This window comes from Nocardia neocaledoniensis (genome assembly GCF_003182135.1).
GTDB classification, from domain to species: Bacteria; Actinomycetota; Actinomycetes; order Mycobacteriales; family Mycobacteriaceae; genus Nocardia; species Nocardia neocaledoniensis.
On record NZ_QGTL01000004.1, the window covers coordinates 108,535 to 128,249 of the forward strand.

Annotated in this window: 20 protein-coding genes; 3 read left to right on the plus strand and 17 right to left on the minus strand. The window is 64.6% G+C overall.

Annotated elements, in window-relative coordinates; all coding sequences use genetic code 11:
• Window positions 1–34: 34 nt before the first annotated feature.
• Entirely contained in the window at window positions 35–748 is a 714-nt protein-coding gene (locus DFR69_RS12460; protein ID WP_110037691.1) for an MmyB family transcriptional regulator, read from the plus strand.
• Window positions 749–973: 225 nt separating this feature from the next.
• Here DFR69_RS12460 and DFR69_RS12465 read toward each other — a convergent pair whose 3' ends face one another.
• Entirely contained in the window at window positions 974–1,963 is a 990-nt protein-coding gene (locus tag DFR69_RS12465; protein ID WP_425271599.1) for a GlxA family transcriptional regulator, read from the minus strand.
• Between the two features lie 71 nt (window positions 1,964–2,034).
• Between DFR69_RS12465 and DFR69_RS12470 the strand changes: the two genes are divergently transcribed.
• Window positions 2,035–2,616, plus strand: coding sequence for a cysteine hydrolase family protein (locus tag DFR69_RS12470; protein WP_110037692.1), 582 nt, complete (start codon window positions 2,035–2,037; stop codon window positions 2,614–2,616).
• 32 nt (window positions 2,617–2,648) lie between these two features.
• Complete coding sequence (locus DFR69_RS12475) at window positions 2,649–2,897, plus strand: type II toxin-antitoxin system Phd/YefM family antitoxin (protein WP_110037693.1); 249 nt, start codon at window positions 2,649–2,651, stop codon at window positions 2,895–2,897.
• A 247-nt stretch (window positions 2,898–3,144) separates the two neighbouring features.
• On the opposite strand, the gene DFR69_RS12485 is transcribed toward DFR69_RS12475, so the two are convergent.
• The 16 genes from DFR69_RS12485 to DFR69_RS12565 all read right to left on the minus strand — a co-directional run bounded on the left by DFR69_RS12485 (window position 3,145) and on the right by DFR69_RS12565 (window position 19,703).
• The gene (locus DFR69_RS12485; protein WP_146229262.1) at window positions 3,145–3,681 is read right to left on the minus strand and encodes a hypothetical protein; all 537 of its coding nucleotides are present in this window, start codon (window positions 3,679–3,681) and stop codon (window positions 3,145–3,147) included.
• A gap of 362 nt (window positions 3,682–4,043) precedes the next feature.
• Complete coding sequence (locus DFR69_RS12490; RefSeq protein WP_146229263.1) at window positions 4,044–4,409, minus strand: HepT-like ribonuclease domain-containing protein; 366 nt, start codon at window positions 4,407–4,409, stop codon at window positions 4,044–4,046.
• Window positions 4,406–4,840: a helix-turn-helix domain-containing protein gene (locus tag DFR69_RS12495; RefSeq protein WP_244198225.1), complete on the minus strand. Its 435-nt coding sequence runs from the start codon at window positions 4,838–4,840 to the stop codon at window positions 4,406–4,408. The genes DFR69_RS12490 and DFR69_RS12495 overlap by 4 nt, the downstream gene beginning before the upstream one ends.
• Window positions 4,841–4,901: 61 nt before the next feature.
• Window positions 4,902–5,051, minus strand: a complete 150-nt coding sequence (locus tag DFR69_RS34435; protein ID WP_167456252.1) for a hypothetical protein — start codon at window positions 5,049–5,051, stop codon at window positions 4,902–4,904.
• A gap of 455 nt (window positions 5,052–5,506) precedes the next feature.
• On the minus strand, window positions 5,507–5,941 hold the full coding sequence (locus DFR69_RS12505) for a hypothetical protein (protein ID WP_110037698.1): 435 nt from the start codon (window positions 5,939–5,941) through the stop codon (window positions 5,507–5,509).
• A gap of 248 nt (window positions 5,942–6,189) precedes the next feature.
• The gene (locus DFR69_RS12515; RefSeq protein ID WP_110037700.1) at window positions 6,190–7,473 is read right to left on the minus strand and encodes a hypothetical protein; all 1,284 of its coding nucleotides are present in this window, start codon (window positions 7,471–7,473) and stop codon (window positions 6,190–6,192) included.
• Window positions 7,474–7,511: 38 nt separating this feature from the next.
• Window positions 7,512–8,552 (minus strand): hypothetical protein, encoded by a 1,041-nt coding sequence (locus tag DFR69_RS12520; RefSeq protein ID WP_110037701.1) that lies wholly within the window; start codon window positions 8,550–8,552, stop codon window positions 7,512–7,514.
• On the minus strand, window positions 8,549–9,625 hold the full coding sequence (locus DFR69_RS12525) for a collagen-like domain-containing protein (RefSeq protein ID WP_110037702.1): 1,077 nt from the start codon (window positions 9,623–9,625) through the stop codon (window positions 8,549–8,551). Before DFR69_RS12525 ends, DFR69_RS12520 begins: the two co-directional genes overlap by 4 nt.
• A 6-nt stretch (window positions 9,626–9,631) precedes the next feature.
• Window positions 9,632–10,687, minus strand: a complete 1,056-nt coding sequence (locus DFR69_RS12530; protein ID WP_110037703.1) for a hypothetical protein — start codon at window positions 10,685–10,687, stop codon at window positions 9,632–9,634.
• Between the two features lie 28 nt (window positions 10,688–10,715).
• Complete coding sequence (locus DFR69_RS12535) at window positions 10,716–12,233, minus strand: Gp37-like protein (RefSeq protein ID WP_110037704.1); 1,518 nt, start codon at window positions 12,231–12,233, stop codon at window positions 10,716–10,718.
• 445 nt (window positions 12,234–12,678) lie between these two features.
• Entirely contained in the window at window positions 12,679–13,170 is a 492-nt protein-coding gene (locus tag DFR69_RS33930; protein ID WP_146229264.1) for a hypothetical protein, read from the minus strand.
• Between the two features lie 23 nt (window positions 13,171–13,193).
• The gene (locus DFR69_RS33935) at window positions 13,194–15,665 is read right to left on the minus strand and encodes a hypothetical protein (protein ID WP_146229265.1); all 2,472 of its coding nucleotides are present in this window, start codon (window positions 15,663–15,665) and stop codon (window positions 13,194–13,196) included.
• Between the two features lie 219 nt (window positions 15,666–15,884).
• The gene (locus tag DFR69_RS12550) at window positions 15,885–16,745 is read right to left on the minus strand and encodes a phage tail protein (RefSeq protein ID WP_244198226.1); all 861 of its coding nucleotides are present in this window, start codon (window positions 16,743–16,745) and stop codon (window positions 15,885–15,887) included.
• A gap of 35 nt (window positions 16,746–16,780) precedes the next feature.
• The gene (locus tag DFR69_RS12555; protein WP_146229266.1) at window positions 16,781–19,048 is read right to left on the minus strand and encodes a hypothetical protein; all 2,268 of its coding nucleotides are present in this window, start codon (window positions 19,046–19,048) and stop codon (window positions 16,781–16,783) included.
• Window positions 19,036–19,452, minus strand: a complete 417-nt coding sequence (locus tag DFR69_RS12560) for a DUF5361 domain-containing protein (protein ID WP_146229267.1) — start codon at window positions 19,450–19,452, stop codon at window positions 19,036–19,038. The genes DFR69_RS12555 and DFR69_RS12560 overlap by 13 nt, the downstream gene beginning before the upstream one ends.
• Window positions 19,413–19,703, minus strand: coding sequence for a hypothetical protein (locus DFR69_RS12565; RefSeq protein ID WP_146229268.1), 291 nt, complete (start codon window positions 19,701–19,703; stop codon window positions 19,413–19,415). The genes DFR69_RS12560 and DFR69_RS12565 overlap by 40 nt, the downstream gene beginning before the upstream one ends.
• Window positions 19,704–19,715: the final 12 nt, after the last annotated feature.

Here is a 19,715-nt window from a genome sequence, read left to right on the forward strand (position 1 = left end):
AACCGCAGTCGGGGTCGAGACCTCGGGGGTAGGGATGGGTGAGAGTACCGCGCTCAGTGTGTATCTGCGTGAGCGTCGGATGGCGGCCGGACTGGCGCGCTCCGAGCTCGCCGTGCGCGCGCAGATGGCGCCGCTACTGATCGGGCAGATCGAGTCGGGTGCGCTGATACCGAATCAGCCTATGCTGCAACGACTTTTCGATTCGCTGGACGTACCGCTCTGGTATCGCAAGCACATCCTGGTGCTCGGGCTGCCAGCGATCGACACCGGCTCACCCGCGCCGACACCCTCGGCCGACGACCTCACCGACCTGGCCAGCCTCACCCATCCGGCCTGCTTCCAGCGCTTCCCCACCATGGACATCCTCGCCGCGAACTCCGACTACCAGCGCATGTTTCCGGGTCTCGGCGCCGGCGTGAACATGCTCGAATGGATGTTCCTCGATCCGGCGGCCAAGAAGGTCTTCCTCGACTGGACCACCGAGGCGCAACTGCTGGTGCACGCCTTCCGCATGCTCTCGCCCCTTGCCCCCTCGCAACGGGTCACCGAGATCACCGAGTCCTGTGGCGCATCGCCCGACTGGGATCCGGTGTGGACCAGTGAAGTTCACGCCCAGGATGTCGCGCGTAGGCATCTGCGCGTGCGCGAACGCAGCACCGGCATCGAGCGCCGCATGCTGCTGCGTATCTACGATCCGGCCTTCCCCACCCGACCCTGGTGGCTCTACCGGCTGATCCCGTCCCGCTGAACCGGGTGCCCGCCGCGTCGACGGCGGGCACCCGACAGGTTCAGGCAGCGGCCGAACCGGTGGCCAGCATGCTCAGCAGGTACGTCAGGGACTCGAACATTCTCTATCTCCTTGTTTGGGGGCCCACAGTTCCTATCACGGAGGAATTACGGAACACACCATTCGGATTAACGTGCGGCAAACACGATGTGACGCCTCTTCGCCCTGGTAGCCCGGTCGCTGAGTTCAGCTGATACGGAAGCGCTTCCGATATTCGTTCGGCGTGGTGTCGAGGGTGCGCCGAAAAGCGCGGGTCAGGGTGTCGACGGTGTTGAACCCGCACGCTACCGCGATCCGCTGCAAGGTCTCGTCGCTGACCTCCAGCCGATGCCGCGCGACCTCGACCCGCGCCGACTCGATATAGGCCGCGGGCGTCATCCCCAGCTCGGTGCGGAACACCCTGGTGAGCTGACGTTCGCTGACATGGGCCTGCTCGGCCAGCTCGGTCACCGTCAGTGGATTCGCGATATTGCGCGTGATGTAGTGCCGCAGCTCGTCGATGCGCCGCGTGGTCGACACCGGTTCCAGCGACACACTGAATTGGCTTTGGCCACTGGGTCTTTTGAGATACATCACCAACTGGCGCGCCACCCGCAACGCCAGTTCGTCACCGAAATCGTCGGCGACCAGCGCCAGCGTCAGATCGAGGCACGCGGTGAGACCCGCTCCGGTCCAAACGTTTTCGTCGCGGATATAGATCGGATCGGCATCCACCTCGACCGCCGGGTGCTCGGCCGCGAGCTGCTTGGCCGTCGACCAGTGCGTGGTCGCCCGCTTCCCGTCGAGCAGCCCCGCGGCAGCGAGGATATGCGCGCCCACACAGACCGACGCCACCCGCCGCGCCCCCTCCGCGAGCACCGTCACCGCTTCGACCACGGCGGGATCGACCACCGCGCGCACCCGGCGATCACCATCGGTCGTGACCGCCCCGGGGACGACGACCGTATCGATCCGCCGACCCGCCAATTCCCCGAAGGTCACATCCGGCAGCACCCGAACTCCGGCCGACGTGGTGACCGGCTCCACGGTGTCAGCGGCCAGCACCACCTGGTACCCGGTCGGCTCGTCCATCTCCCGCCGCAGTAGCGAGAAGACCTCCGGCGGCCCGGTCACATCGAGCAGATCGACCTGATCGAACAGCACGATCACCACCAGCCGATCGACCACCGTCACCACTCCTCCGCCATGTCCGAATCTGCAGGTTACATGACATTGCCGACATACCCGCCGGTCCATAGCGTGGAACCATGACTTCGACGACCCTCCGCGAGCTCAACGGCTTCGACGAAACCCCCGCCACCCTCTCCGCTTCCACCCTGATCCTGGTCGACTACCAGAACACCTACACGCAGGGCGTCATGGAACTGACCGGCTGGTCCCCCGCCCTCGATGCCGCCGCCGAGCTCCTCGGCAAGGCCAGGGCCGCCGGCGCGACGGTCATCCACGTCATCAACGACGGCGGCGAGGGCACCCCCTACGACATCCGAACCGACATCGGCCAGATCCATCCCAAGGTGGCCCCCACCGCCGACGAGAAGATCGTCGTCAAAACCGCCCCCAACGCTTTCGTCGGCACCGACCTCGGCGACCTCGTCGACGCCGCGGGCAACGACAACGTCGTCATCGCCGGCTTCATGACCCACATGTGCGTCACCTTCACCACCGAAGGCGCCTTCCTCCGCGGCAACAAACCCACCGTCGTAGCCGACGCCTGCGCCACCCGCCCCCTCGGCAACGTCCCCGCCGACCAACTCCACGCCAGCGCCTTGGCTACCCTCACCGACCTCTACGCCGTCGTCGTGCCGACCGCAGCGAGCCTGAACTCATGACCACCCATTAGCGCAGGTCCTACCCTCGAAGTATGGCGACATTCGGCCTTCGCGAACTCCGACAGAGGGCATCCGAACTCGTCCGGAGAGCCGAGCGCGGCGAAGACGTGACCATCACAGTCGCGGGTCGACCAAGCGTCCGGCTCGTTCCGGCTGCGCCGACGAGTTGGCGGCGTTACGACGAAGTCGCAGACCTCTGGGCGGGCGCCGCCGATCCGGACTGGGAATTCGGTCGCGACCAGATCGACCAGCAGATCCGCGACCCATGGGCCGACCGATGATGACAGAGTCCAGCGTCGATTCGATGCCCTTCCTGTCGACGAAGCCGTGGCAGCCAGTTACGGCATGCTGCTGCGGCGGTTGTGCAGGTCGGGCGCCAACCGTGGGCTCGCACAATGGATCTGATCATCGCGGCGACGGCGCACGCGCATTCGGCCCGGCTGTACACCCGCAACGCCGACGACTTCCGTGGGCTGGAAGACCTTGTCGACGTCCGGTCGGTATAAGTTCTCGCGGTCCGTTCACGTTTCACTCGGCCCATTGGTAGTAGTACCACCAGTCACCGAGAGAGTCGTATCGCATGTAGCCGACGCCTACCTCTGGGTTCTCAACGCCCGGGCGGTAGTGAAAACCATTCCGCGACACCGGATAGTCGCGGGCAAGGGTGAATCGGCACCCGCCGTCCGTCCGTTTGTCGATGGTGCGGAACGCGTAAAAGCCGATTCTCTTTTCAGTGGGGCCTTGCCCCGCCGGCGATGCCTCGAACTTCTCGCACACTGAGGCGGCCTGGTCCATGGCCTCTCGCGACATCGCCCACCCGATTCGGCCCGGAATATCAGCCCAGGTCAGCGCTATCGTCGAAGTCACGGCCAGCGGGACCAAAAGCGTCAGCCGCCATGACCGCGCATACCTCGCCAGGCCGATCGCGGCCAATACCAACCACACCGCAACAGGTATCACCAGGGCGATTCCGGCGGAGAACGAGGTATTCACATCCTCGAATACCGTCGCGTCTGCCCATAGTGCCCACCCACAGCACGCAGTCACCCAGGCAGTCATCATCATGACGCCCACCTGCCACCACACGGGCCACGCTTTCCTCATGACCTGGCCAGGCGCAGCGTGAAATCGTCTGTGATATAGATGAACTCGGTAGCCCAGTCGGCCCGCACCGACCGAATCCCGCCTGGCGTCGACACACCTACCCCCAGTCTCGCTCGAGCCCGCTCGCTCGCGGGCAACCGAGCAGAGTAGCACCGATGCGTTTAGCTAATGCGTTGACTTGCTTGCAGCAGGACGCTTTTCGAATCGGTCCGGTAGGCCGCCAGTCCCTTCTGGCGTAGCCATCTGTCGACCGCCACCAACCGCGGTACAGAACGGAGGCGCGGCGAGCTGGACGTCGTGCCGACGCCTTCTGACTCGGGCCCCTAGTCTTCGGCAGTTTCGAGTTCGCCGAGAATCGCGCGCACGGTCGCAGCCTCGGCGGGCAGCCTGTTCGCGAGAAGGTTCCAAAGGATGTTGTGGTCGACGGCATCGTAATTGTGCGCGACCAGATTCCTGGTTGCCTTGACCCCACGCCACGAAACCTCGGGGTGCGCGGCGATGAACTCCTCGGGCAGCCGCGCGACCGATTCACCCAACCGGTGCAGCACTGCCTCGGCCGCGAGCCTGGTGATCTCGTCGGAGTCGTAAGCCGACTTACCGCCGCTGACGATTCGCGCCCCCATCTCACTGAACGCGAGAAAGTCTCGCAGGCTTCTGGCTGTGCGTTCGCTGGTGTCCCGGCCGCTCACAGCGGCTTGGCCTCGTCCCGAATCGGGTGTGGTCCGGCAGGAAGACCGCCTTCGGACACCAGGTCGACATGGAGGCCGGTGAGCTCCTCCAGGTCGAGCATCAATTCGGCCATGTCGAGCAGATCCGCATCAGCGTCGAACCGCACGAGCAGGTCGATGTCACTGCCCGAGACATCGTCACCACGCGACACCGATCCGAAGACACGCACACGGTTCGCCTTGTGCCGCAAGGCCAGTGCGAGGATCTGGTCCCGGTGCTCAGCGATTACGCGGGAGGGGCGCGGCTTGGCCGCCTCCCTCAGCCGGCGCAACATCGTCGGCGAAGGCCGCCGGGTCCCGCTCTCATAGGCGGCGATGTTGGACTGGGCGACACCCGACCGTCGCGCCAGCTCAGCCTGGGTCAGGCCAGCGGCGCGGCGCAGGTCACGCACAGTTTCCATGCCTTGATGATATCGGATGATATATCCCTCGGCCAAGGTCGGTTACTCATGCTCACGACTCGATCAGTGCACCACCCACCACTTCGCCGATATCGAGCAGCGCGGAACCGCTCAGCATTCCATCGTGGTCCACCGGCAGACTCCAATTCTCGATCTGCCCGTCGACATAAGGCCGCCATGCTGCCGCGACGCGTCCGGCCATCTGGTTACCCGGGTCTGCCGAGGCATGGAAGAAACTTCAGGGTTCCGGTGAAGATCTGCGGCACGTAGTCCACTTCCAGCGAGGCGGTACGCATTGCGGTGCTGAACATGCGGTCTACGAGTTCCGCTGAGAGGCCGTCGATCTCGGTGGCGAGTGCCGCATGGAGGGTGCTCTCGTGTGCCATCGGCGAAGACGAGCGCGAGCCCATCCGGATTCTTCTCCACTGCCGCCAACATCAAGCGAGGCAACGTGAAGGCACCCGCCCGCCGCGCACACAGGGCGGTGCACACACGGCCACCGATCGGAACTCCGCCCCGGCGCGTACCCTACCACCCGGAAACTAAACCTGTTCCGCCAAAATTTCTGTGACAGAGCACAATTGGCGACTTCACCTGCGCCAAAACGCAAGAAGAGCCCAACCTTCCGGAGAAGGTTGGGCTCTCTCACCGACGAGATCAGGTGATTCGTACGTAAGTTCCCGCACCACCGGAAACCGTCGCCTGCCAGGTTCCCTGCACGCTGGTGAAGACCTCGAGCGTGACGGTGTCACCGGCGCTCACGGACGCAGTGCCCGTCACAGTCATCGTGCCGCTGGTCCCGGCCACCACCGAGCTGGTGGCCACCACGGTGCCGGTGACGAGGATCCTTGCCTGATAGTTGCCCGAGACCGTCCCACCGGCGAAGGCCACCGCGGCGGAGAGGTTGGCTGCGACATCGCTCGACTGCGGACGCAATCCGTCCCCGGAGACCACCGAACCCGGGTAGTTCGCCGTGTCGGCGAGCCAACCAGGGACGGCTGCCCAGGTGTTCGTGGCGCCCATCGGGCTGTTGCCGTTCTTGGTCATGCCGGACGGCAGGACAGCGCCGGCGCCCGCGAAGATGTGTGGCATGGTCTACTCCTCGCCAGTCGGATCGGGGCCATCCCCAGACTCGGACTCGATCGGGGTCTCCGGCTCGGGGTCCGACTCGGTCGGCGTCTCAGGAACAGGCTCGGGATCCGTCGGCGGTTCGACAATCGCGCCCGGATAGCCGGATGCCGGGCTCTTCCAGTAGGGGGTCCCATCGGGGCTTTCCGGCTCCGGCTGAGATTCAAGGGGCTCCCACACCAGGACGGGCCCGCCGATGATCATCGTCGGCATTACGCGGTCACCCCGGCAAGGCTCGCCTGCAGACCACGGCCCGCCGGGCTGTCAGCGGTGGTGACCTGCACGACCACCCGGTCGCCGGCCGCGAAATTCCATGACCCGGTGACACTGGTGTCGACCGCGTGGTTGGCGGCGGCGATCGTCGCCGCGGTGCCGGGGACTGCGACGCCGTTCTTCCTCAGTTCGACGACGAGATTGCCGGTACCTGCTGTCTCGCCGCGATAGGTCACCTTCGACACGGTGATCGAACGCTCGATCCGAATACCCTCCGGAACAGTGTTTCCCGCTCCGACAGCGCGAACTCCCATGTGCGACTTGAAGGCGATGTCGTAGGCCTGACCTGCCGCCGTGGGTGTGCGCGCGTTCGTCAGCCGAGGGTCGGTGTCGGCGACCGCGTGGATCGCGGCGCGAACCGCGCTGTCATCCGCGGCGGCCAGCAAGGTGCCGACCGTCGCACTCGTCCCGGTCAGCTGGCCGATCGGGTGGGTATGCGAAGTAGGCGTACGGGCGTTGGTCAGTCGCGGGTCGTCACCAGCGACGGCGGTCGTCGCCGTATCACCGATGATCGGGGGGAACGCCGCGGGCTTGCCCGAGATGCCGCTCCACAACGTCGTACCGGCGGGGCCCCGCACGACAACGCCCTGACCGTTCGGTGTCCAACCTCCTACGGCCCGGTAGAGGTAGAGCAGGCCATCGGATTTGACGATGTACTGGCTGCCATCCGGCGGCGACGCCGGTAGCTGCGCATACGTTTCAGCCTGTCCGTCGATCTGGATCCCCTGGCCCGGCGGGCCGACGACGACGGCATTGCCCGCCGAGGCAGGCACCGGTGCCGCGAGCGTCAGATCGACCAGGCCGGTGGAGCCGAGGTCGGGGTTTTCCGGATCGGGTCCGGCGAGATACTTCGTCACGTGGAAGCTGAACGGATCCAGCGGGATTCGCTCGCCGTCGTAGGAGAGATCGAACGAAACCCGCCAGGTCCACTCCGCCGGGTTGGTAGCCGGACCGGGCGCGACCAGACGCACACCGCGCTTGCCGCGCCAGGTCAGGTAACCGAACTCGTCGAGCTGGCATTCGTAGTGCTGCGGTAGCTGGACATACGTCGCGGGCGCCGGCTGCGCGTTGCGAACCAGGATCTTGGGTGCATCGGCGATGAACGTGATGGTGCCGCTGAGCGGCGGGAACTCGGGCAAGTCACCGAGGTCGGGGCCGTCGATCACGTTGGCGAGGAATCGCCCGACGACCTTGCCGTACTCGAGCGGGGGCAGATCAGCCATGGCTCAATACCTTTCGAATGGTGGGTGGCGGGGCCGTATCAGGCCGGCAGCGCACGAACCTGCAGATGGGAGTAGTTGCCGTTCACCGTGTAGCTGCCGCTACCCGCCGCGCGAGACGCCACGACGTACAGGGTGACGGTCTGGTTGGCCGGAACGGTGCCGAAAGGCGCCCCTGGCTTGACGGGGTAGTCGAATCCCGGCGAGATCAGGACATGGGCCATCCGCGCCTCCCAATGTCCCCACCCCTGGGCAACCACCTCACCGTCGGGCGCGCCGATACGCACGGTCACGTCGCAGCGTGTCGGAGAACTGGAAGAAACCCCCACGGCGCCTTCGATCCACGGCCGCCAGGTCGTAGGCTGCGCCGGAATCGTGATCGCCGCCAGCACTTTCGGGTCTTCCTTCAGATTCTGCGCGGTGAGAAACTGATTGTTGCCGATCGTCCACGGGCCGCGCAGGCGCGGCGAAGGGATCGGCCGGAACTTCTCGGTGGCGGTGTCGAAACCGAGCACATATCCCTGGCCTAGCGGATTCTCCACAGTGACCGAGACATCGGAAGCATCCGCGATTCGTCCCGCAGCACCAGGATCTCCTTGCTCACCCTGCTCGCCACGGGGAAAGGTGATCTCCAGCTGTTGATTCGGCGCCGAGCCCAGAACCCTGGCCGAAGCAGTCGATCCCGTGGCGCCGGCGAGTCCGATGCCGGTCAGGATATTCACCGGACCGCGGCGTCCCGGTCGACGGAAGGCATCGGCGAAGGCGATGAATTCGGTGCCGGTCCAGTAGTAGATCGCGTTCTCGGCCACCACACGCCAAGCCTTGCGCGCATCTGCGGTGGTCAAACCGAGGCCGGCCAGCGCCGCAGCGTCGGCGATATCGCCCTGCCACGCCCACGGCCATGCCGCCGCGCCCTCAGGCCCGGTGACGCCGGCGGGGCCTTCGCGCAGTTCGATCAGGACCTCACGGTCGACGACCTCGACCGGATTCACCGTGTAGGGCAGCCCGACCGAGTCGGCCACCCCACGCATGGTGATCATGACATCCTGGTCGTACACGGTGGTTGTTTCCTCGTTGCTCACAGCACCCCCACGGGTCGGGCCGTGCACACGATCTGCGCGTCGGCCATCTGGTAGTCGTAGTTCGCCGAGCCCGCGCCGCGGCGCACAACGACGAACAAGGTGACCGCCTGACCTGCCGGAATGACGCCCACCGTGCTACCCGGAGTGACGTTCCGGGCGGCCAGATGCGGTTGAAACCGCGCCCTCGTGTGGACGCCGGTGACGAAACCGCTACCGAGAGCGACGATCTGCCCCGATGCGGATCCGATCCGGACCTCGGCGTCGATCCGCGTGGTGAACTCGCTGGAGCCTTCGATCGGCCGAACGACGACACCACCGGTGATCATGGGTCGCCACGCGCAGTCCTGCGCGGGGACTTGCAACTGAGCCACCACGATCGAGGCGGCCGATACCCCCGACTGCGAAGGTGCGAACCCGGGACCGCCGTCCCATGCCCGGTCCCCGACGATGGTCCAGGGCCCGCGCAGACCCGGATAGGGTTGCCCCGACCATTTGCCGGTCGTGGCGCTCCACACAGGAACGGCCTTGTCGGGGTGCGCGCCGTCGGCATAGTCCTCGGCCTGACGGATCGGGCCGGGCCCGCCGTCGGGCCCTTTCAGGCCTTTGACCCCGCGTGGCACGACGATATCCAGCACCAGATCGGGCGCCGGGCCGCTGACGGTCACTTGCAGGTCCGAACCAACCGGACCCGTGGTCACGCTTCCGATCGAAACGGAGCACGACTCTCCATCCGGGCCGAGGGCACCGAACGCCTCGGGGAACGTGTCCAAGCCCGTCCCGTTCCAGTACGCGAGCGCACCTGTAGACACGACCCGCCATGCCTTGCCGGCGTGGGCTCTGCCCAACTTCTCGACCAGCGCTGTCAGCGCCGCCTGGTCGGCGATATCGCCTTCCCAACGAAACGGTCTGGCCGGCTCACCTTCCGGGCCCTGTGGTCCGACGGCGCCGGTCGCCAGTTCGAGACTGCCGTCGCGCGGTGTTCCATGGAGCGCCTGGACGAGGCCGGGCGCACCGATCCCCTCGTCCAGCGCTCGGATCACCGTCGCGTCGAAATAGTTTCCTACCGAAGTCATTTCAACTCATTCCGTGGGCTCGGCGAAGGCGATGAGCGAGGCACGCGTCGGGCTGATTCCGATCTTGTCGGAACTGGGCCCGGTGCCGATCCGCTCGACCGAGACGACCAGACTTCCTGGCTGACCGGCTGGTACGGTCGCGAAATCAGAGGCCGGCGACAGCACCCGGGCAGTGGTGCCGTCTCGCAGGCACGGGAACACCGGTACGTACATCCACGCGCCCGGGGATCCGACCGCGAAGGCGGTCCCGGTTGCGACGATCGGGCCCTGTGAACTGCCGAGGCGAACCGTCAGTTCCGCAGCCTGGCTGGTCGTGTTCGAGTGCACATAGATATGCCCGTATACGTGCGGACGCCACCGGAACGGCTGGGCCGGAATGGTGAACGTGCCACCACCGACCCTGCTCGCCGCGACGATCTGTTCCTCGGCGAAATCTTCCTGGTACCAGCCCCACGGACCAGCCCCCAAGGGCGCCGGAACCGACCGGAAGCGCCGGGACGCGCGGTCGTACGCGAACACACCACCGTGGCTCGGACCGTTCGCTTCCTCGTAGTCCTCTGCCTCGGTGATCGTCCCCGAATCACCAGGCGGGCCGACCGGCCCCCGCAAACCAGCGGGCACCGTGGCACGAATCTCCTGCTCCGCGGCAGTTCCGACGAGCTCCAGTGCGGACTCTGTCAAGGCCGGTTCGTTCATTGTTTCCAGGACGGTGAGGACGTTGGCAGCCGCCATGGGGCCGGCCGGCCCTACGGCATCGACCGAGTGCACCCAGCCGTCGCCGATCCACACGTCCATCCCGTTGTCATCGAGGCGGTGCCACCACTTACCCCGGTCCTCGAGGCCGAGGCCTGACGGTCGCGCGGCGCTGTTCGTCAACACGCCCATCTTGCGGAACGACGTGCGCGGCCGTCCTCCCGATCCCGGCGCACCCGCAGGGCCGCCGGGCAGCGGCAGCTCCGCCACCTCGGGCGCCAGCTCGACCTCCGCGGTCAGCAGCGGCAGCCCGTCGATATCCGGCTGCCGATAGGCACGCAGTCGCGCGGGAAAACTGATGTCTCCCATTGAATTCTCCTTTAAGTTTCGGACTGCCTCAGAAGATGAGCAGGTCCAGGTCCGCGCCCACGTCCGTCGACAGGTCCTTGATCGCCGAGGCCACGCGGCCCAGCCGCTGCCACGCCTTCACCACCGAGTCCTCTTCGTCGGAACCGTCGCCGACGGTGATCTGCCAGGACGCCGGGGTCTCGCGGTCGTCCGTGAAGGTGAGTTCGGTGACGAAATCTGTGAAGACCTTCTCCCCCATGGCGAAGCCGATCTGGTCACCGACGCCGAAATCTCGGCCGATCAGATAGGGAGCGTTGTCCTGAATCGTCACCTTGTGACTGGTGTAGCCACGGGTCAGGTGCAGGCCCTGCCGCGCGGCGACGAAACCGTCGAGGGTGAAGGCCTTGTCACTGCCGGTGATGTACAGCTCGCGGAAGGCATACGGTCCCGCCTTGCGGACACGCTCCATATCCCGGTAGACCATCCACGCCAGGAATACATCGTCGAGCTGGCCGCGGTACAGCCAGTCCATGCCGATCAAGGACAACAGCGCCTTGATCGCCATCTCGATGCCGGCATTGACCCAGCCCGGCGATCGACCGCCCACGATGATGTCGGTCGCGGTGGGCTTGTGCAGCGCCACCTCGGAGGCGCCGATCCCGGAGTACTCACCTTCGAAGTACCACACCCACGGCAGATTTCGCATCGTGCCGAACTTGCCCGGTGTCCCGTAGACCGCTTCGTACTCCGTGGTCGAATCGAACTTCGGGTACCGCATGGGCGTGGTGCCGTCGTCGGCGAATTCCTCGAACCAGGAGATGATCCCGTCCAGCAACGTGCCGGTGGGCCCGGTGACTCCCGATTTGTCCACAGTCTCGAGGACGACGGTCGGTTTGTCGAGGTAGAACCACTCGGGCGCCGGCTGCTCGTCCTCGCCAGGTAGGAAGAACCGGGCCGTCAGCATGACGCCCGAATCCTCGAGCATCGGCTGGAACAGCTTGTCTGCCATGTCGAACCGCGCCGAAGCGGCGCTCCACCGGCTCGTGTCGGTACGGGGATCGACCGGGACGACAGCGATCGGGAAAGTCGTATTACCCTGCAGCCGCATCAGGTTCATCGTGAGATAGGTCGTCACCAACGTCCGCACCGGACCGAACAGGATGTGGTGGCGCGGGAACTGGGCCAAGACCGGTGCGAACGGGCTCGCCCAGCAGCAGATGGTGGAGATGTGGTTCCAGGCATGAATCGCCTCGATGTCCACCGTCTCGACCCCGTTGTCGTCCCGGACGATCGAGGCCTTGGTGATGTAGCCGTCCCACCGGAAACCCCTGGTGTTCACAGTGATCGGCAGGGTCGCGTCGGCATGGCTGCCGAACAGGTGGTCGAAGTGCACCATGTCCCGCGGACAGATCATCTTCAACCCGCCGGCCGAGTTCCGCGGAAAGCTCACCTGCAACGACAGGTAGCTCCGCTCCTCCCCCACCTCCTGCATGTCCTTGTCCCAGTACCGGACCAGAACCTCTTGATCCCGAGCATCTTCCTGCTCGACCCGGAACATCTCATCCATCCGCCGCGATTCCGCATGCGGGTCCCAAACACCCATCCTCCACCACCTTTCCTTGTTTTGGGCATAAAAAAACCTCAACTCATTCGAGTTGAGGTTTGAAGCCAAAGCTCTGCCAGATACCGAACAGCACCTTCAGCCACCAGGCCGAAAGCAGCTCGCGAGGATCAGTCCTACTCACTCTCCGAAAGCTCGGCATACTTCTCCGGACTGACCAGCACACCACCCGTGATCATGCAATCACTCGAAATTGTCAGGTGTGCGTCGATCAGGCACAGGCGCTCTCCGTGCCAGGCAGCGGAATTTCCGCCACTTTTCACCGATAATCATCCACAATCCAAAGCAACTATCATTCTGCGCGGATCAAGACCTGCACGGAGTAAGGAGCAGGCCAAGCGAGGCCTTCAGATAGCCGAGAAGACCCCACCAGTTGAGCCCGATATGTGCGCTATCTATCGTACCTACGGATAGAGTCCCAATCTCCGAAATCCGGGATAGGCTCGAAGTTCGCACTCAAGTCGACGTCAAAGAACTCCGTTACCTTGTCAAGTCCTCCGCCCTGCGGGGAAACAACCTCCGTCATGGATCCATCGCTGGTATAGAGATAGCTTACGATAGCGTCGGAGTACGCAGGGTCGACATACCCAGAAGTCGAATACTCGAACATCACAACGTCACCGAGAAACAGGACATTTTGCTTTGACATATAGAATGTGTATTTCGACGACACTCGACCGAACTCATCCAAGAAATTAGCACTCAGGTTGCCCTGCCCCCAATTTACCTGCAAAACCTGCGCAAGACCAGGGGTATCAACGAACCCGACACTGTACGGCTGACCTCGACCATTTCGCGAGTAGGCTTGATCTCTTGATACTTCGTCAATCGGGAGCCCCGATCCGAAGTTCCAAGATTTTCCATAGCGCACTTCCCCGGACACGTCAACCACCTTTCGAACTGCGTTCACAGCACATTTCCGCTTTCGTCACGGAGTATAATTCCCAACCTTCCAGCCTCCGCCTTTACGTTTGCCGGCACCGCCTTATTCTGGATCGGGACTTCCAGGATCATAGTACCCGACATCGGCCTACCGATGGCATAGGACGGAAGCTGACTCCGATTAGAGGGGGTGTCGGCGATTATTGTTCCCGGCGGGTATTTTCGAGCCAATTCGCGTAGATAGTTTTGCACAGTACGAAACTTGATATCCGCTAGTTGAGTATACTTCCTCGAGACAATCTCTCTACCTGGAAGATACGAATCCACTCTGACATATTTCCCGCTCTTCCTCTTTGGTCCGACGTGTACTTCATTAGCGCCGCCGCGTGCTGCATAATACGGCTCCCTCATCCGATTGAATGCGTTTCCTACCTCCATCTGTCTGAGCACAAAAGGAGGCGGCGATTTCCTCGGAGAGCCATTTCCGCTACTTGATCCGGGACGTCGCACAGCCGCGAAGACGGCGGGTAGGAGGGCCGATTCCGATGTGTGCGGTCGCAGACTGTTCGGGACTCCCACCGTCGCTACTCTCGGCCCAAAAGCCGTGCGTATTTCTGCGATCGACTCGTTGATTACTTTGAAGGATTCGACCGGTTGGTTACCCCAGTCGCGCGCTCGTTCCATCTGTATGCGTCCGTATCCGGCCGCCCTGGAAGCGAATCCGCCTGCAACAACCAGTGCCGATCGCGATCGAGTAGTCAAATAGCTGTTTGCACGGCGCCCTATACCTGACGCCACCTCCGACAGACTGGTTCCGCCGAGCCGAGGTCGTGGCCTAATACCAGCGCTTCTGAAAAGTGCCAGACCAGCCGCCGTGGCAGATCCGAATTCGAAAGTAGTTGCTAAGGTGTCGTTTTTCCACTTCTCGAGCGGAATTCCGGTGAGGTCCTTGACCAATTCGTCTTCGCGGTCGGGCGGTTGGTAGGTTGTGGATCCGCGGACGAAGTCCGAGCCGCGTAGCGCGTCGTAACCCGTCATTACCGCGTATTTGGGGAGCGCGAGGTAGAACATGGCAGCGCCCTTGGCCAGGCCGACCACTGCCGTTCCCGCGTTCGCGAACCTATTCGGGGATCCGTAGGTGACGTGGAATGTTCCGTACTGGTCGACACGGATCGACGACATACCTCGGACGCCGTCCTGCATCATGTGAAATGGAGCTCCAACGGTATCGGAGACAACAGACGCAAGGCCGATTAGTCCGCGCTTCGTTCCCTCCCACGCACGTACATCCCAAGGCTGCACAGGAGCGGGAATTTCGTTCTTCCAGACCTCTTTCCCATTTGCATCGAAATGAACAGTGGCCCTGCCCGATTTCACTGTTTGTGAACCATCGGGAAAGATCGTGTCCAGACGCGGCCGGCCGTCTTTGTCGAGCGAAAAATCGGTAATCACACCGAGGTGGTTCATCCGGTATGTATGACCGTTCTGAACCCGGAACCACGCCTGGTTTCCGTCTTTGTCGGGCTCCCCTTCCCAACGGTTATCGAGTTCATCGATCATCCACCCGGAACGATTCGCGAACATCTGACCGGTGAATTTGGACTGGAGTTCACCACCGGGACCGAGCTTGGTGGACGACATAGTGGCATTGCCGAAATTGTCTACGTGGATGTTGTCGTAAAGGCCCTGCGAGTTCCGGACTCCGATATCGACACCGACTACGCGGCCGGCCGAGTCGAGCGACAGCGTTCGCGACTGCGACGCATCGGGTGAGGTCTCGAAGGCGTGGGTAGGGATACCCGAGGTGGATGTACCGGGTGCGAAGTGCTGGCCGTAGCCCAGGCCGTTCGGCCCGCCCGACTCGAAGTAGGACGACCCGCCGCCGACGTCGTCCTGCCACCGGATGTAGTTCGCCGTGCCTTCGATCGAAACGATCCGCGCCGTCGACAGCACGTTTCCGGCAGCGTCCTTGACCACCGCGTCTACTGTGTTCTTGCCGTTGCCCTCTGGGATCGTGTACTCGACGACTTGCCCGTTTGGGCGCACTTCCGTCCAGGTCTTGCCCACCTCCCGGCCGTCGGTCGACGGCATCGGGAGCGCGTCCTGGTTCGGGCCTTTCGCATCGAGCAGCGGATCATGTTCCTCGACGGGGACCGTGGTGGCGGGCGAACCCTGCGGTTGGGTCGCAATCGGAGGTGGCGTCTGGTTACCTGGAACTTCAGCAGGAGGCTGTTCGACCGCGGGCGCCGACGGCTTTTGCTGTTCGCGCTCCTGCGCCTGCCGCCGCTTTTCCTGTTCGGCGGCCAACTTGGACTGGTGATCGTTGGCACCCCCGGGCTGCGGCTGGCTCGGCAACGGTCCGTCGATGAAGTCGACCTTCATAGGCCCCGGGCCATTGATCGGCTGAGCGGATTGAACATCGTCGTTCGCGCGCCCGGTCATATTGCGCACGCCGAGAAGACGTTCGTATGCCCGAGCCGCTGACGAAGCGGTCATACCGTTGACGTCGTGTATGCGAGGTGCCGGCGGGCTGCTTGCTCCGGAGTCAGCGCCCGACGGCGTCAGCGAGTTCGTCCATCGCCGATACCCAGAAGGGTCATACGCAGCCTGACCCCTTGGTACCGCCATCGCGATACCTCCTTCGAGTATGAGAGAGCCCAACCCCTGCAAAGGGATTGGGCTCTCTCGCGCTAGCTGTTCAGTTGGCGGAACCGGTCAGAACGGCCGGGACGACCTCGGTGTCACGGCCCCGACGATGCTGGACTCGGTCGTACCTTCGTCCACGCGCACCACGATGTCGGTGCTCGCCCAGGGGTCGAGCGATGCCAACCAGCGACGGCCTGCGAGCTGACCCCACACATTCACCACCACGGAACTGCCCTTGGTGTAGATCCGAGCCGTCCGATGACGTGGATGCGTATCGATGCGCAGCGTCTGGCCCGCAGTCAGGCGCGGGGTCTGCACCATGCGCGGCTGGCCGGTATCGCTGGGCATCGGGTCGAGGATCGACCAGCGTCCTGGACCGTTCATGGTGTAGCGCGGCCACGCTGGCTGGTCGGCCGCATTGCGCAGCCGCAGGACGCCTTCGCTGGCGCCGGCCGCGTTGGTCCAGACCTGCGTTTCGTCGAAGTGACGCGCGAGCGGATCCATGGCGGTCGCCGAAATCTTGTACATAGCGAATCCGTTGCGGGCCGGATCGATGTCGCCCGCTGGTTCGGGTGCGCCGTCGAGTTGAAACTGCTGAAACCGCCAGCCCTGATGCCGGGTGAAGTAGCCGACAGTGACCGGCTTGTCGGTGGACCATCCACGGAACCACGCGTCGTGCACGGCGAGGAACTCACGGACCGGGTTGGATTCGCGCGCGCCGGTCGCGGTGGAGATGATGGCGAGGAAGTCCCATTCCTTCTTCCAGCGGACAGACCGCGCGAAGGTGGCACCGTCCTGCCTGGCGCCCTCGGTTGTCAGTAGCTGGACCGGCGCGAACATGAAACCTGTTTGGGCCGAGAGTCTTACGCCCTCACGACCTGCGTTGGGGCCTGCCAGGTGCCAGACCCGGCCGTTGATGTCCCAGACCACGATCTTGGTGTCCTGGGTAGTGAGCAGTTGGTGGGTCATCGCCCGAGCCCTCCTCCGCGTTGCTGAGCAAACGATTGACGGCGCTGGACACGGGCGATCGACATCGCGACGCTCTTGGGATCCATACCGTTGAAGTTGAAGATGTCGCCGCGGGCGGTGTGCCCGCCGACTCCTTCGGCCAGGTCGGTCAGGCCGAAGCCGGTGCCGACGAGTTCCTTGGCCGTGCTCGCCACCCATTCGATGGGCTTGGCCACCAGGTCGACTGCCTTGCCCGCCCCGATCGAACCGACCAGCGAGCCGATCACGCCGCCGACGGCCGCACCCGCGGGGCCGGCGATCGCGGTGCCGATCCCCGCGCCGATGAAGTTGCCCAGCTGACCAGCAGCGGTTTCCGCGACGCCCTTCGCGGCGCCGGTGATGCCCTTGACCAACCCGCCGGAGGAAGTGCCGGAGAGGAATCCCTGGATACCCGCGGTCAGGTTGTCGGCTTCGCTCATCTGGAATTGCTTCTGCTGCTCACCAGGAACGAAATACGAGCCCTCGGGATCGATACCGAGCTGAGCCAGCAGCGGACTGTCGACGCCGAGCGCGGAGGTGATCTGCGGGATGTTCAGCGCACCCGCCAGCGCGCCGAGGTCGGCACCGAAGTCGCTGACAGCCGGGTTGCCGCTGAGGCCGAAAGATTCGGCCAGCTTGTTCGCCATCGAGCTGCCGACGACGGCACCTCGGTCGATACTGTCGGCACCGCTGTAGGTGGTCCAGTATTTCTCGTCGACGAGCGACTTGCCGCTGAGAGCCGGTGTGCGCGGGGTGGTCGCGGGACCGGTCTCGGTCGCGGTCGCACCCCCGCCCGGATACCAGACCCAGGTGCCGCCGCCAGTGCCTTCGTTGCCACCGCCGACGACAATGCTGCTGCCGCCACCCCCGGTAGTGGTGACGCCACCGCCGGTTGTGGTTCCTCCACCCACGCCGTCCCATGACGTGGCTCCGGCGGGTGCGGCGCCTCCGGGTGCGACGGCTCCGCCTGCGCCACCATCGGTGAACGTCGGTGCGCCCGTCGGCCCGATTTCGGTCTTCAGCGACATGGCGGCCGTGAAGCCGCCACCGAAGCGTGAGCCCAGCGCCTCGCCGAGTGACTCGCCGATCACCGGCGCCATCGGTCCTGCGGGACCGAGCGCGGGTGCGATGGCGTTCCCCAACGCCAAACCGACGCGGCCACCCGCCTCGGTGGCCGAGGACATGATCCCTGCGGTCAGAGCATCTGACAGTGCTACCAGCGGTGCGGCGGACCCGTCGGCGGAAGTGGTGGACGGATCGGCGAACGCCGGCGCCACATTCATCACGCCCTGCGGTTCTACCTGCAGCCGCGCAGACATCGCGGGGCCGCTCTGGGCGAATACCGAGCCTTGCTGTCCGAGATCGACTTTCACCGGATCGTTCGTCCGGCGGCTGTAGGCCCCACCAGTACCGAAGATCGGAGCTAGAACCCCACCGAGCGCCGCGCCGGCGGCGCCCGCGGCATCCAGCGCGGCGCCCGCGACGCCGCCGATAACATCGGCAGCCAGGCCGGTGCCGAGCAGCGACCGCCAACGCTCCGGATCACCCGCCGCGGAGTCGCCGACCAGTCCGCCCGTGGCGAATCCCGGCAGCATGCCGGCCAGATAGCCCGGCGACGGTACCCAGCCCGCGTTGATCGCTTCCAACAGCGGCAACGCGTTGGCTGTCGCGGCAGCATTGACGACGAACTCGCCTTTGGACAACCGCGCCAGAATCGAGTCGCTGGTCCCGGTGCCGGGGCCGTGAACGGTTCCGCCTTGCGCGTAGGCCGCCACGTCGGAATCCACCACGGCGTGTTCGGCAGCGGGCTTCGCTGGGTTGAGCAGAGTTGTTCTCGAGGAGAACTTGACCAGCCGCGTCTTGCTGTCGGCGGCGTCGCCGTCGGGACGAAGCAGATCCATGGCTTGCCCGGCCACGCGTTCGGCGATCGCGCCTGGCTGTGTGCCGAGCACACTGTCGAGCAGGCCGAAGACGCCGGACCCGATCAGCGTGTTGGGCGGGATACGACCATCCTCGCCGAGCGTGATCGGGTCCTCGTCCGGGAGGGTAATGGTCCCGGCGCCGGAGCCGCCCTCCCAGATTGCTCCACTGGGCAACCTGACCCGCTTTCCCGGAGTCGGCTGGCCGCTCGTGGTCATCGCGAGAACGTCCGGCAAGGTCATCGCCGTTGGGCGTTTCTTCTTCACAATTGGTATCCACTTTCTGCGTTCGACCGCTCCGGGACCGCAGCCACCTAGCCGGACCAACCGAGGAAGTCGTTCATCTGATCGAGTTCCGTTGCAGTCCCGACCTTTTCGCGATCGGATCGCAGTCCCGGACGAGCGATCGGCTCGGGTCGGTTACGCCCGCGCCGACCATCATCGGTGCGCGCCCACATCAACCATCGGAGGCTGTCGGCGACTTCGGCCAAGAGGTGCTCTGCGACCTGCCAGCGGCTGGCTTCCGGGTACATGGCCCGATGCAGCGCCGAATCCGTCGGCAGGTGCTTCACGATCACTCGGAGCTCGGCCCAGCCGAGCTCCGCGGTGCCGAGCATCCGCCTGCGCAGACCCAGAGCGATCAGATCGAATTCGATTGCCTCGCCATGCTCTTCGAGGAGAGCATCGAGGCCTAGGATTCCCCCAGGCTCAGCCCCGAGTGCGCGCGCCATGCCTCGAGGAACTCGTGGTAGGCGTCGGGCTCCATCTCGTCGAGCGCGTCGAGCGCGTCGGCAGTGAGGCTCAGTTCGAGCAGGGTGTACATCGCATCGACATCGCCGAGCCGCCGGATCCGACGCACCAGGCCGGGCTTGAGGTAGGACAGCGACGGCAGCACGATGTCGGTGCCGTCGACCGTATAGGTGAAGTCGTCTTTCACTGGTGCGGGCTGAGCGTACTTGCCTGCGGTCGCGGGAGAAGTCATGGGTAGCAGACC

Bases quoted from the DNA above. Each gene is read 5' to 3' on its own strand.
- DFR69_RS12460 (WP_110037691.1), top strand. From the start codon at position 35: ATGGGTGAGAGTACCGCGCTCAGTGTGTATCTGCGTGAGCGTCGGATG.
- DFR69_RS12470 (WP_110037692.1), top strand. From the start codon at position 2,035: ATGACTTCGACGACCCTCCGCGAGCTCAACGGCTTCGACGAAACCCCC.
- DFR69_RS12475 (WP_110037693.1), top strand. From the start codon at position 2,649: ATGGCGACATTCGGCCTTCGCGAACTCCGACAGAGGGCATCCGAACTC.
- DFR69_RS12485 (WP_146229262.1), bottom strand. From the start codon at position 3,681: ATGATGATGACTGCCTGGGTGACTGCGTGCTGTGGGTGGGCACTATGG.
- DFR69_RS34435 (WP_167456252.1), bottom strand. From the start codon at position 5,051: ATGGCCGGACGCGTCGCGGCAGCATGGCGGCCTTATGTCGACGGGCAG.
- DFR69_RS12505 (WP_110037698.1), bottom strand. From the start codon at position 5,941: ATGCCACACATCTTCGCGGGCGCCGGCGCTGTCCTGCCGTCCGGCATG.
- DFR69_RS12515 (WP_110037700.1), bottom strand. From the start codon at position 7,473: ATGGCTGATCTGCCCCCGCTCGAGTACGGCAAGGTCGTCGGGCGATTC.
- DFR69_RS12525 (WP_110037702.1), bottom strand. From the start codon at position 9,625: ATGACTTCGGTAGGAAACTATTTCGACGCGACGGTGATCCGAGCGCTG.
- DFR69_RS12530 (WP_110037703.1), bottom strand. From the start codon at position 10,687: ATGGGAGACATCAGTTTTCCCGCGCGACTGCGTGCCTATCGGCAGCCG.
- DFR69_RS12535 (WP_110037704.1), bottom strand. From the start codon at position 12,233: ATGGATGAGATGTTCCGGGTCGAGCAGGAAGATGCTCGGGATCAAGAG.
- DFR69_RS33935 (WP_146229265.1), bottom strand. From the start codon at position 15,665: ATGACCGCTTCGTCAGCGGCTCGGGCATACGAACGTCTTCTCGGCGTG.
- DFR69_RS12560 (WP_146229267.1), bottom strand. From the start codon at position 19,452: ATGGCGCGCGCACTCGGGGCTGAGCCTGGGGGAATCCTAGGCCTCGAT.
- DFR69_RS12565 (WP_146229268.1), bottom strand. From the start codon at position 19,703: ATGACTTCTCCCGCGACCGCAGGCAAGTACGCTCAGCCCGCACCAGTG.